Source organism: Frigoribacterium sp. AC759 (assembly GCF_979256015.1).
The window spans coordinates 75497-87918 of record NZ_CEEDMT010000006.1 but is presented as its reverse complement, the minus strand read 5'-3'; the positions used below and the strand labels follow the sequence as shown (position 1 = coordinate 87918).

The following is a 12422-nucleotide window of genomic DNA, read 5'->3' as shown; positions in this document are numbered from 1 at the left end:
GTACCCTTGCGGCATGACTCAGAAGACCCCGCAGACGCTCAAGCCCTTCACTGCCGCGAAGAAGCTCGGGGTGCACCTGCCGGCCACGCCCGAGTCGTTCCAGAACACGCCCGTCACCCGCGAGGAGTTCGCCGAGCTCACCGCGAACCCGCCCGAGTGGCTGGCCGAGCTGCGCCGCACCGGCCCGCACCCCCGCCCCGTCGTCGCGCAGAAGCTCGGCGTCACGATCTCGGGTCTCGCGCGCGCCGGCGTCGACGACGCGCTCACCACCGACGAGATCCACGACCTGCTGAAGGAGATGCCCGCCTGGCTGGTCACCGAGCGCGCGAACCTGGCCGAGGTGCGCGAGGAGGAGCAGCGCGTGAAAGACCGCGACGCCGGTCGCGCGCTGCTCCGCGCCGAGCGCGAGCGGGCCGAGGGCGCCGACCAGGCCTGACCTCGACGGGCCGCGGCCCCCGCGACCCGCGTAGTTTCTGACGCATGTCATTCAACGACGATGCGCGCATCGACAGCAGCAAGGTCCGGCGGCGCGGGCGGGGTCGCACCACCGGCATCGCGGCCGGCGGGACGGGCGTCGTGGCGATCATCGTCGTCGCCCTGATCAACCAGTTCACCGGGGTGAACCTCAGCGGGCTGCTCGACGGCACGTCGACCGGCTCGGGTTCGCCCGATCAGATCGCGGCGGCTCCGCTCGAGGGCTGCGCGACGGGCGCCGACGCCAACGCGAGCATCGACTGCCGCATGGCCGGCGCGGCGGACTCGCTCGACACGTACTGGTCGACGGAGGCCGCCCAGCTCGGCGTCGGTGACTACGTCACGCCCGACTTCTTCCTGTTCACGGCGGCCGTCGACACCGGCTGCGGCAGCGCGACGAGCGCCACCGGCCCGTTCTACTGCCCGCCCGACCAGGCGCTCTACGTCGACACCGACTTCTTCGACCAGCTGCGCGAGCAGTACGGGGCGAGCGCCGGTCCGCTCGCGCAGATGTACGTCGTCGGGCACGAGTGGGGCCACCACATCCAGCAGCTGACCGGCGCCTTCGACCGCGCCGACCGCAGTGCGACGGGGCCCGGCTCGGACACCATCCGCCTCGAGGTGCAGGCCGACTGCTACGCGGGGGCCTGGGTCGGCGCGGCGACGACGGTCGCGGACGACGCCGGCACGACGTTCCTCGAACCGGTGACCGACGCGCAGATCGCCGACGCGCTCGACGCCGCGGCGGCGGTGGGCGACGACCGCATCCAGGAGGCGTCGGGCGGCCGCGTCGACTCCGACACCTGGACCCACGGCTCGGCCGAACAGCGCCAGAGGTGGTTCGACACGGGTCGCGCCGGCGGCGCGGGGGCCTGCGACACGTTCGCCGTGCCGACCGAGCGGCTCTAGCGGGACCCGTCGGAGTGGTGAGCGGACCCGGCAGCCCGCACCGCGCCTCCTCGGAGTGGTGAGCCCCGCCCCGTCGGAGTGGTGAGCCGACCCGGCGGCCCGCACCGCGCCTCCTCGGCTGCTCGCCTGACGACCTCGACGGCCCGACGACCTCGGACGGGGGCGTGCGCACCGCCGCGAGGAGGCGCACAATCAGGCAACGCCACAAGGAGGTCGGTCATGAGTCGCACCGGAAGAGCCGTCGAGTTCGAACGCTACGGAGACGTCGACGAGCTGCACTTCGTCACCCAGGAGCTGCCCGTCCCCGCCGACGACGAGGTCGTCGTCGAGGTCGTCTGCGCCGGCCTGAACCACATCGAGAACTTCATCCGCAAGGGCGACTTCATCGACCGGCTGCCGCTCGAGTTCCCGGCCCGTCAGGGGTCGTGCTTCGCCGGCATCATCAAGAAGCGCGGGTCGGCCGTTCGCGACTTCGCGGTCGGGGCCGAGGTGATCGGTCACGCGATCGAAGGCGGAGCGCACGCCACCTACGTGACCGTCCCCGCCTCGTCGATCGTGAAGAAGCCGTCGAACGTCGGGTGGGAGGTCGCCGGCGGGCTCTATCTCGCCGGGGTGACGGCGTACGACGTGGTCCGCTCGCTGCACCTCGGGCCGGGCGACATCGTGGTCATCACCGCGGCGGCCGGCGGGGTGGGTCACATCGAGTGCCAGCTCGCCCTCGCGGCGGGGGCGAAGGTGATCGGCACCTGCAGCCCGCCGAACCACGACTACCTGCGCTCGATCGGCGTCACGCCCATCACGTACGGCGAGGGTCTGCAGCAGCGCATCGAGGAGGCCGCGAAGCGACCCATCACCGCGTTCATCGACAACTTCGGCGGCGACAACCCCGAACTGGCGACGAGCCTCGGAGTGAAGGAGGCGCGGTTCAGCTCGAGCGAGCACCGCCTCGACCTCGAGATGCACTACATCCGGCCCGAGCGAGACGACACCGAGCCCGCCATGGTGCTCGCCGCCCTCGCGAAGCTGATCGCCGAGAACAAGGTGCGGGTGCTCATCTCGGGCTTCTACCCGTTCGACTACATCACGCAGGCGTTCGACGATCTCGCCGAGCATCACTCGCGGGGCAAGGTCGTCGTCGGCATGCAGCCCGTCGAGACCGGCGTGCGCTCGCACTGGTACCTGTCGGGCAAGGCGCGCAGCACGCACGAGGCCAGCGCCTGACGCGGGCCGCGCCGGTGCGCCCCGCGCCCCGCGCCCCATCGAAGTGACGCAGCAAGGCCCCCGCGTGCGCCGCAACGCCCCCTTCGCGTCACATCGATTTCCGAGGGGGTGCGGCTCAGCGAACGCAGCAGCGCGCGCCGCACGCAGCGCATCCAAGTGACGCATCGGGGGCCCTCCGCGCGCCGCAAGCGCCCTTTCGAGTCACATCGATCACCGCGGAGGCGCGGAACGGAGCAGCGCGCGGCACCGCACAGCACCGCACCGCACCGCACCGCACCGCACCGCACCGCACCGAGGTGACGCATAAGGGGTCCTCCCGGCACCGAGAGGCCCCCTTCGGGTCACATCGATCGCCACGGAGGCGCGGCTCGCGGAGCGGAGCAGCGCGCGCCGCACGCGCCGCATCGAGGTGACGCATCGGGGGCCCGACGCGTGCCGCAAGCGCCCCTTCGCGTCACATCGATCGCCGAGGAGGCGCGGGTCGCGTCAGAGGCCCGGCGCGCGGAGCAGCGCCCCCGGCGAGCGCACCGTGGCGGCGGCGATGTCCATCGCGCGTCCGAGCGCGTCGGCCCAGTCCACCGACCCCGGTTCGCGCCGCGCGGAGAGCAGCGACGAGACGATCGCGGCGAAGGTCGCGTCACCCGCGCCCATCGTGTCGACGACCTCGCCGTCGGCGGCCGAGATGCCGCGCCGCAGCTCCGCCCCGCCGGCCAGCAGCAGGCTCGCCCCGTCGGACCCGCGCGTCGCGAGCACTCCCCCGGCACCGGCGGTGAGCAGCGCCTCCTGCCAGTCCGACAGCGGGCCGCCGGTGACGAGCTCCGCGTCGTCGTCGCCGATCTTGACGAGGAGGCACGTCGCGGCCACGCGGGCGAATCCGGCTCCGAACGCGGCGACCTGGGCGTCGCCGCCCGGCAGGAACCCGGGCCGGGGGTTGGGGTCGACCACCAGGCGGCGGGGCGAGTCGCCGGCGACCGCGAGCAGGCGGTCGGTGAGGGCCACGTCGTCGAACGGGTACGAGCTGACGGCGATCAGCGGGGCCGCGTCGAGGGCGGCGAGCTGCTCGGCAGAGAAGTCGAGGCCGCGGGCGACGGCGGCGTCGGTGAACACGTACGACGGCTCGCCGTCCACCCGCAGCGACACGGCCCGACCGGTGCCGAGCGGGTTGACCGTCTCGAGCAGGTCGACCCCGTGCTCGGCGAGGAAGCTCCGGATCGAGCGCCCGTCGGCATCGTCGCCGATGGACGCCAGCAGCGTGGTCGGCACCCCGAGGCGACTGAGACCGACGGCGACGTTGAGACCGGCGCCGCCGACGTGATCGCTCGAGCCCGTCTCGGTGCGCAGCTCGTCGATGAGCGCGTCGCCGATGACGACGACCCTGGCGCCGCGCGGGCGTCCCTCGCTGGTGGTCATGAGGCGCCTCTCGATAGCGGTCCGTAGGGTGCCTCGGCGTCGGGGTCACGAGGCGACACGTCACCCTAGACCGGGCCCGGCCGATGTCGCACCCCGCCGCTACGCTGACGACGTGAGCGAATACGCACTGGCCGTCGACGTCGGCGGCACCAAGGTCGAGGCGGCGCTCGTCGCCGCAGACGGAACCCTCCTCGACGGCAGCCGCGAGCGGCGTCCGACGGGTGCGACATCGACGTCCGACGAGCTGGCCGAGGCCGTCCGCACGGTCGTGACCCACGCCCTGGCGTCCCTGCCGGGCGACGACGTCCTCGTCGGTGCGGGCATCGGCAGCGCGGGCCCGGTCGATCTCATCGCCGGCACGGTCTCGCCCATCAACCTGCCCGCCTGGCGCGGCTACCCGCTGCGCGAGCTGGTCGCCTCGCTCGCCGCGGCCACGCTGCCCGACTCGGCCCCGGTCACCCTCCGACTCGACGGCGTCAGCCTCGCCCTCGCCGAGCACTGGGTCGGTGCCACGCAGGGTGTCGACAATGCGCTCGCGATCACGGTCTCGACCGGTGTCGGCGGCGGGCTCATCGTCAACGGCCGTCTCCTTTCCGGAGGCACGGGCAACGCCGGTCACATCGGCCAGATCCAGATCGCCGACCGGCCCGAGGGCGAGAGCGCCTGGGCCGCCACGCTCGAGGTCATCGCATCGGGTCCGAACGTCGTCGCGTGGGCGCAGGCGCAGGGCTGGCAGGGCGAGCGCGGCGAAGACCTGGCCGCCGGCTACGTCGCCGGCGACGAGATCGCGGTCGCCGCCGTCCGCCGATCGGCCAACGCCGTCGGCGAGGCCATCTCGTCGGTCACGACCCTGCTCGACCTCGACGTCGCCGCGATCGGCGGGGGCTTCTCGCGCGTCAGCGACGACTACCTCGACCTGGTGCGCCAGAGCGTCGACGAGGCCCCGGTCAACGACTACGCCCGGCGCGTCCGCGTCGTGCGCTCCGGTCTGAGCGACGAGAGTCCGCTCGTCGGGGCCGCCGCCCTCGTCTGGCAGGCCGACCTGCTCGGCTGACCCGCGCCTCCTCGGCCCCCGCCTCCTCGACCCGCGCCTCCTCGACCCGCGCCTCCTCGGCCCGCGCCTCCTCGCGAACGCCCCCGATCTGAGAACGGTTCCCGTCACGAGCAAGCCCCAGGGAGGCGCGCCTAGGCTCGTACCGTCCCCCACAGCGTCGTCGGAGATCAGCGCGCCCACAGACGCGCGAGTCACTCGCAACCCCGGAGGTAACCCATGACCACCACAGTCCCCGTTCTGCTGACGCCGTCCGCCGGCGCCCCCTTCGAGCACTCGACCGTCGAGCTCCGCGACGTCGGTCCGAACGACGTCCAGATCGACATCGCGTTCGCCGGCATCTGCCACAGCGACATCCACCAGGCCCGCGAAGAGTGGGGCAAGGCGATCTTCCCGATGGTGCCCGGCCACGAGATCGCCGGCATCGTCACCGAGGTCGGCAGCGACGTCACCAAGCACAAGGTCGGCGACCGCGTCGGCATCGGCTGCTTCGTCGATAGCTGCCGCGAGTGCGAGAACTGCCTGGCCGGCGAGCAGCAGTTCTGCGTCAAGGGCAACGTCGCGACCTACAACGGCCGCCAGTACTCGGGCGAGCCCACCTACGGCGGGTACGCCAAGCAGATCGTCGCCGACGAGAACTACGTGCTGTCGATCCCCGAGGGCATCGCGCTCGACGAGGCCGCTCCGCTGCTCTGCGCCGGCATCACCACCTACTCGCCGCTGAAGCACTGGGGCGCGGGCCCCGGCAAGAAGGTCGCGGTCGTCGGCATGGGCGGTCTCGGTCACATGGCCGTCAAGATCGCGCACGCCATGGGCGCCGAGGTCACCGTCATCAGCCAGACGCTGTCGAAGCAGGAGGACGGCCTGAAGCTCGGCGCCGACCACTACTACGCGTCGAGCGACCCCGAGACCTTCGGCAAGCTCAAGAACTCGTTCGACCTGATCATCAACACGATCTCGGCCGACATGGACATCGACGCCTACGCCCGCACCCTGCGTCTCAACGGCACCATGGTGTTCGTCGGTCTGCCCGAGAACCCGCAGTCGTTCCGTGCCGGGTCGCTGATCGGCGGCCGTCGCAGTCTCGCGGGCTCGAACATCGGCGGCATCCCCGAGACTCAGGAGATGCTCGACTTCTGCGCCGAGCACCGCATCGGCGCCGAGATCGAGACGATCGGGGCCGACGAGGTCGACGACGCCTACGAGCGCGTCGTCGCCAGCAAGGTCCGCTACCGCTTCGTGATCGACACGGCCACGATCTAGCACCTGCTCCGACGAAGGCCCCCTCCGCGTGCTGCGGAGGGGGCCTTCGTGGTGTGCGGCCTCCGCCGTCGAAAGCCGAGGAGGCGCGGGCCGAGGAGGCGCGGGCCGAGGAGGCGCGGGTCGGGGCCGAGGAGGCGCGGGTCGGGGCCGAGGAGGCGCGGGTCGGGTCGCGCGCGACCCCGGGCGAGTCCGGCGGAAGCGGGCGTCCGTGCCGCACCGCGACCACGACGCGCGCCCGAACACGGTCCAGTCCGGCGCAACCGGGCCTCGGCCGCCGCCCGCCCGCGCCGAACTCGCCCGCTCCGGAGCAGGCGCCAGCACCGGCACCGGCGCCTGAGCTACCGGGGCCCGGCGGGCGGCGTGTTGAAGCGGCGGAGCCAGCCGGCGAACTCGCCGAGTTCGTCGTCCGTCCAGCCCTCGACGTGGCTGCGGAACACGGCGCGGTTCTCGTGCCGCACCTCGAGCATGCGGGCGTCGGCCCGCTCGGTGCTGCGGAGCATCGACACGCGGCCGTCGCTCGCGTCCGCCACGACGTCGACGAACCCGGCGTCGCGCAGCAGCGCGACCTGGCGGCTGACGGCGCTCTTGTCCATCGCCATCGCCTTGACGATGTCGCCCGCGGTGCACGGCTGGTGCTTCATGACGTAGCGCAGCACGTAGAACGCCGTCGGCGGCACGTCGCGGTCGAACCGCGAGGCCGCGGCTGCGATGGTGCGCTTGGCCTCGACCATCATCGAGCCGATCTCGTCGACCACACCCGCCATCAGCCCCTCGCGACCCTCGTCGTCCGGGCTCGGGAGGCGCGGTGCGCTCGGCACCGCGCCCGCCCGCGTCGCGTCATCGGTCCGCTGCGACATCCTTCTCCTCGACCAGGGACGAGAACACCGGGCTCTCGGCCAGCTCGTCGTCGGACACCGGGTGACCCGCCACCTCGGCGGCACCCGTCGCGATGATCGTATCGATCGTCCCGGTGCGCGTCGTCGTGTGGGCGTGGTGACGCCCCGCGGCCTCGGCCTCGGCCCCTGCCACGGCGTCGGACCCGGCCCTGTTCCCAGCCCCGGCCCCGGCATCGGTCGTGGCGCCGGTCCCGGTCATGACTCCGGCGTCGACCGGGGAGGTCGGAGCACCGGCGGTCGCCGGCCCGCTCGACACCGCAGGCGCCAGACCGGCCGTGGCCGCCGCACCCTTGACCGCAGGCGACGCGTCGTTCCCGTCGACCGGAGCCGCGCCTCCTTCGTCGTCGGACGAGGCCGCTGCGGCGCGCTGGATGCCGCTCTTCGTGCCGAGCTCGACGTTCGGCAGCAGGCAGACGAACACGATCGTGATGATCGCGAGCGGTGCGGCGATCAGGAACACGTCGGCGACGCCCTGCCCGTAGGCGGACTCGACGATCGTGCGGATCGGGCCGGGCAGCGTGCTCAGGTCGGGGATGCTCGAGGCCGAGCCGCCGCCGAGGGCGCTGGGGTCGACGCCGGCGCTGGTCAGGTCGTCGGTGATGTAGCCCGAGACCTTGGTGCCGAGCACGGCGCCCATGACCGAGACGCCGATCGTGCCGCCGAGGCTGCGGAAGAACGCGACGCTCGACGAGGCCGCCCCGACGACGCTCACGTCGACCGAGTTCTGCACGACGAGCACGAGGTTCTGCATCACCATGCCGATGCCGAGACCCATCATCGCCATGAAGACCGAGACGACGAAGAAGTTCGTGTCGTACTCGATGGTCGACATGAGGAACAGACCGGCGGCCAGCAGCACCGACCCCACGATCATGTAGGGCTTCCACTTGCCGTACTTCGAGATGAGCGCACCGGCGACCATCGACGAGATGAGCAGGCCGAGCACCATCGGCAGAGTCAGGATGCCCGCCATGGTCGGCGACTGACCGCGCGCCAGCTGCATGTACTGACCGAGGAACACGCTGGTGCCGAACATCGCGACGCCGACGCTGAGCGAGGCGATGACCGCGAACGTGAAGGTGCGGTTCTTGAAGAGCGTGAGCGGGATGATCGGCTCCTTGGTGCGGAACTCGACGATCACGGCGAGCACGAGCAGCACGGCGGCGCCGACGCCCATCAGCCAGCTGGCGGTCGAGTTCCACTCGAACTGCTTGCCGCCGAGCGACACCCAGACGAGCAGCAGCGAGACGCCGCCGGCGATCAGCCCGGCGCCCCAGTAGTCGACGACGACGGCCTTCTTCGGCTTGGCGGGCAGGTGCAGCGTCTTCTGGATGACGATCAGGGCCGCGATGCCGACGGGCACGCCGACGAAGAAGTTCCAGCGCCAGCCGATGCTGTCGGTCAGCACGCCGCCGAGCAGCGGGCCGCCGATGGTGCCGACGCTCATGACGGCGCCGAGGTAGCCCATGTAGCGGCCGCGCTCACGCGGGCTGATGATGTCGCTCATGACGACCTGCACCAGGGCGGTGAGGCCACCGGCGCCGAGACCCTGGAACACACGGAACGTGATCAGCGTCGCGGTGTTCTGCGAGAAGCCGGCCGCGACCGAGGCGAGCACGAACAGCACCAGGGCGACCTGCAGCAGCACCTTGCGGTTCGTGAGGTCCGAGAACTTGCCCCAGAGCGGGGTGCTCACGGTGGTAGCCAGCAGGGTCGCGGTGATGACCCAGGTGTACGAGGTCTGGCTGCCGTTCAGGTCGCTGACGATGCGCGGCAGCGAGGTCGACACGACGGTCGACGACAGGATCGCGACGAGCATGCCCATCAGCAGACCCGAGAGGGCCGTGAGGACTTCGCGGTGGCTCATGCCGGGCGCTTCGCCCGGTTCGTGCGGTGCCGCGGGCTTCGTGCCCGCGGCGGTCGTGGTCTGCGACAAGGTGCGCTCCGGTGATTCGAGATGGTGGGGACCCGACGCCGATGGCTGGTCCGTTGGTTGCAGAATGTCAACCATACTCGGTGGTTGACGATTTGCAACCATCTATCTGCAGAATCTGCACTTTTTTTCGGCGCGCACACGGGAGCAGACGAAGGAGGCGAGGTGCGAGTCGAACTCGCACCGCGCCTCCTCGGATGGGAAAGGTCGCCAGAGCGCTAGCGGACCTCTTCGCGTCTCTTCTGGCGGAACATCTCGGCGGGTTCGTGCTCGCCGTTCCAGACCTGGGTGATGCCCCAGGCGACGGCCATCAGCGGCACGGCGATGACCGCGCCGACGACGCCGCCGAGGATGGTGCCGGCGGTCAGGGCGACCAGGATGACGAGACCGTGCAGCTGCAGCGTGCGACCCATCAGCACCGGCTGGAGGAAGTTGCCCTCGAGCTGGTTGACGACGACCACGACGACCACGACCCAGATCGCGGCCGGAACGCCGTTGGCGACGAGGGCCACGAGCGCGGCGAGGATGCCGGCCGCCGTGGCCCCGACGAGCGGGATGAACGCGGTGAGGAAGACGACGACCGCCAGGGGCAGCGCCAGGGGCACGCCGATGATCCAGAGGCCGACGCCGATGCCGATCGCGTCGACGGCCGCGACGGTCGCCGTGCCCCGCACGTAGCCGCCGAGGGTCGACACCGTCTTGTCGCCGATGCGACGCGCACGGGCGTACTGCTCGCCGCGGAACGGGCGGAGCATGAACTCCCAGATGGCCGGGCCGTCTTTGAGGAAGAAGAACAGCACGACGATCATCAGCACGAGACCGGTCAGGAAGCTGCCGACGGCCGATGCGCCGGCGAGGGCGCCCGAGCCGAACTGCGCGCTGGTGACGAAGTCGGTGACCGCGTCGATGCCGCCCTGGATCTGGTCGTCCGTGATCGAGAAGGGCAGGGTCGTGATCCAGTTCTGAAGCTGCTCTATGCCCTGCGTCGCCGACTCGACGAGCGAGGCGGCCTGATTCTCGACGGCCCAGACGATCAGCCAGGCGATGAGGCCGAGGATGATGACGACGGCGAAGAGGCAGATGAGGGTCGCCAGCACCGAGGGCACTCGGTGCTTCCGGAGGAACGACACCACCGGCAGCATCGCCGAGGCGAAGATGAGCGCGAGCAGCACCGGCAGGGTCACCAGGCTGAGGCTGAGGAACACGTAGATGAGGGCGGCGGCCACGATGACCACGGCGATGATCTGCACGGCGCGCGTCGCGAGCGCGCCGAAGGCGTCCGCCCAGAGCGAGTGACGCACGGCGGCGTCCTGCCGGGCCACCTCGGTGGCTTGGCTGCGGAAGAGTCCCACGATGTCGTCCTCGTTTCTGGTGGTGCGCTGCGGTCAGGCTGACGAGCCGACAGAGCAAGCCAACCCTGAAACGACGATAACGGGCCGCATCGCCCCGCGCGCCCCTAGCGTGGGGGGATGCCGACCTCCGTGCTCGTCGTGTCCGACACCCATGTGCCGCAGAAGGCCAGGGCCATGCCGTCCGCCGTCTGGGCCGCCGTCGATCGCGCCGACGTCGTGGTGCACGCCGGAGACTGGACCGGCCTGCCGCTGCTCGACGAGTTCGAGACCCGCGCGCGCCTCCTGATCGGGGTCCGCGGCAACAACGACGGCCCCGAGTTCGACGACAGACTGCCCGAGGTGGTGCGGACCACCGTCGACGGCGTCCGCCTCGCGGTCGTCCACGAGACCGGAGCCAAGGAGGCGCGCGAGAGCCGCATGGACCGCCTCTTCCCCGAGACCGACCTCCTGCTCTTCGGCCACAGCCACATCCCGTGGGACACGACGACCCCGGCGGGCCTCCGCCTGCTGAACCCGGGGTCGCCCACGGATCGGCGCCGCCAGCCGCACGCCAGCTACCTGACGCTCACCCTCGACGCCGGCGCGGTGCGCGACGTCGTGCTGCACGAGCTGCCGGTCAAGCGGCCCGGGGTGCTCCCCCACCCGCGCAGGACGACCTGAGCCGCGGCACCGGCCGCGATCAGCCTGCGGGGGTCGCTGCGGGCGTCGCCGCGGGCGTCTCGCTCTCGGCCGGCTCGGCGGGCGCGCCCGACTCGGTCGGCGTCGGCGTCGGGGTGGCGGTGCTGCTGTCGGCGTAGCTGTTGCCGGCGGCCGTCACGACGAAGTTGCGGAACTCCTCGTTGGTGAACGGCGTGCTCGCCTCGTACTGCTGACCGTTGACCAGCACCAGCGGGGTGCCGGGCAGGGCGTCGACGGTGCTGTTCGGGATCGGGCCGTCGACGGCGCGCTCGGTCGCGTTGGTGACCCACGACGCGAACTCCTCGTCGTCGATGCAGGTCGTGATGCGCGCCGGGTCGACGACGCCCTCGATGCCCGTCGCGATGTCCGACAGCGTCGCGTCGTCGAGACCGCGGGTGCCCTCCTCCGGCTGCTGGTCGAACAGGGCGGTGTTGAAGTCGAAGAACGAGTTCGGCGAGTAGTTCGCCACGCAGGCGGCCGCGTTGGCCGCGCGGTTCGAGTACCGGGTGCCTACCGACGAGTTCGTCAGGATCGCCACCGGGTGGTACTCGACGGTGGCCGCGCCCGAGTCGACGAGGCCGGCGATGTAGTCGTTGTTGGCCTCCTCGAACTGACCGCAGATCGGGCAGAGGTAGTCGAGGTAGACGACGATGTCGACGGTGTCGCTCGCGGCCGTCGTCTCGGAGGGCACCGGCTCGTCGTCGGCGGCGAGCGCCGGGGTGGTCTCGGCGACGAAGTCCTGGCCGATGCGGATGCCGTCGCTGGCCATGTTGGCGGGGCCGGGGCCGGCGGGCTTGATGCTGTTCGTGATGACGACGACGACGATCACGACGACGGCCACGAGAGCGAGCGCGATGCCGCCCTGCAGCAGCAGTCGACCGGTCTTCTGACGACGCTTCTGCTTCTTGCGGGCGAGCTGAGCCTTCTGCCGCGCGGCGGCGCGACGCTGGTTCTTGGTGAGGATCTTGTCGTCCGGGGTGTTGTCAGTCATGGAACGGGTCTCTCCGATGCGCCACGGGGTGTCGCCGTCGCGTCGTAGGGGGCGTGGGGAGGGTCTGCGAGTGCAGCGCCCTGTCGGGGGTGCCGGCCGCACCGGACGACTGTCCGGACGACCGTGTCGAAAACGATACCGTCCCCGCCCCGGACGCCGCATGAGACCGTCTCGGTTCGGTGCCATACTGTCGGGTGGTGGTCATCGCGGACCTCTTGGTCTGATCACCATCCATTCACAACGG

Annotated in this window: 11 protein-coding genes; 6 read left to right on the top strand and 5 right to left on the bottom strand. The window is 71.4% G+C overall.

Annotated features, from left to right (window positions below; genetic code table 11):
* The first annotated feature begins 13 nt into the window (after positions 1 to 13).
* The 3 genes from ACZ6JE_RS07400 to ACZ6JE_RS07390 all read left to right on the top strand — a co-directional run bounded on the left by ACZ6JE_RS07400 (position 14) and on the right by ACZ6JE_RS07390 (position 2604).
* Positions 14 to 436, top strand: coding sequence for a DUF5997 family protein (locus tag ACZ6JE_RS07400; protein ID WP_192061349.1), 423 nt, complete (start codon positions 14 to 16; stop codon positions 434 to 436).
* A 44-nt stretch (positions 437 to 480) separates the two neighbouring features.
* A complete protein-coding gene (gene ypfJ / locus ACZ6JE_RS07395) occupies positions 481 to 1383 on the top strand; it encodes a KPN_02809 family neutral zinc metallopeptidase (RefSeq protein WP_464318581.1) in 903 nt (300 codons plus the stop codon).
* Positions 1384 to 1602: 219 nt separating this feature from the next.
* A complete protein-coding gene (locus tag ACZ6JE_RS07390; RefSeq protein ID WP_243216526.1) occupies positions 1603 to 2604 on the top strand; it encodes an NADP-dependent oxidoreductase in 1002 nt (333 codons plus the stop codon).
* A 486-nt stretch (positions 2605 to 3090) separates the two neighbouring features.
* Here the strand turns inward: ACZ6JE_RS07390 and ACZ6JE_RS07385 are convergent, their stop codons facing one another.
* A complete protein-coding gene (locus tag ACZ6JE_RS07385) occupies positions 3091 to 4014 on the bottom strand; it encodes a carbohydrate kinase family protein (RefSeq protein ID WP_320479406.1) in 924 nt (307 codons plus the stop codon).
* A 112-nt stretch (positions 4015 to 4126) separates the two neighbouring features.
* Between ACZ6JE_RS07385 and ACZ6JE_RS07380 the strand changes: the two genes are divergently transcribed.
* Positions 4127 to 5068, top strand: a complete 942-nt coding sequence (locus ACZ6JE_RS07380; protein ID WP_464318580.1) for an ROK family protein — start codon at positions 4127 to 4129, stop codon at positions 5066 to 5068.
* A gap of 216 nt (positions 5069 to 5284) precedes the next feature.
* On the top strand, positions 5285 to 6328 hold the full coding sequence (locus tag ACZ6JE_RS07375; protein ID WP_243216540.1) for an NAD(P)-dependent alcohol dehydrogenase: 1044 nt from the start codon (positions 5285 to 5287) through the stop codon (positions 6326 to 6328).
* A 338-nt stretch (positions 6329 to 6666) separates the two neighbouring features.
* Here ACZ6JE_RS07375 and ACZ6JE_RS07370 read toward each other — a convergent pair whose 3' ends face one another.
* The 3 genes from ACZ6JE_RS07370 to ACZ6JE_RS07360 form a co-directional block, all read right to left on the bottom strand.
* The gene (locus ACZ6JE_RS07370) at positions 6667 to 7185 is read right to left on the bottom strand and encodes a MarR family winged helix-turn-helix transcriptional regulator (protein ID WP_464318579.1); all 519 of its coding nucleotides are present in this window, start codon (positions 7183 to 7185) and stop codon (positions 6667 to 6669) included.
* Positions 7166 to 9091, bottom strand: a complete 1926-nt coding sequence (locus ACZ6JE_RS07365; RefSeq protein WP_320479404.1) for an MDR family MFS transporter — start codon at positions 9089 to 9091, stop codon at positions 7166 to 7168. Before ACZ6JE_RS07365 ends, ACZ6JE_RS07370 begins: the two co-directional genes overlap by 20 nt.
* Before the next feature lie 284 nt (positions 9092 to 9375).
* Positions 9376 to 10509, bottom strand: coding sequence for an AI-2E family transporter (locus ACZ6JE_RS07360; RefSeq protein ID WP_192061342.1), 1134 nt, complete (start codon positions 10507 to 10509; stop codon positions 9376 to 9378).
* A gap of 117 nt (positions 10510 to 10626) precedes the next feature.
* Between ACZ6JE_RS07360 and ACZ6JE_RS07355 the strand changes: the two genes are divergently transcribed.
* A complete protein-coding gene (locus ACZ6JE_RS07355; RefSeq protein ID WP_464318578.1) occupies positions 10627 to 11169 on the top strand; it encodes a metallophosphoesterase family protein in 543 nt (180 codons plus the stop codon).
* Positions 11170 to 11188: 19 nt separating this feature from the next.
* On the opposite strand, the gene ACZ6JE_RS07350 is transcribed toward ACZ6JE_RS07355, so the two are convergent.
* Entirely contained in the window at positions 11189 to 12178 is a 990-nt protein-coding gene (locus tag ACZ6JE_RS07350; protein WP_464318577.1) for a DsbA family protein, read from the bottom strand.
* Positions 12179 to 12422: the final 244 nt, after the last annotated feature.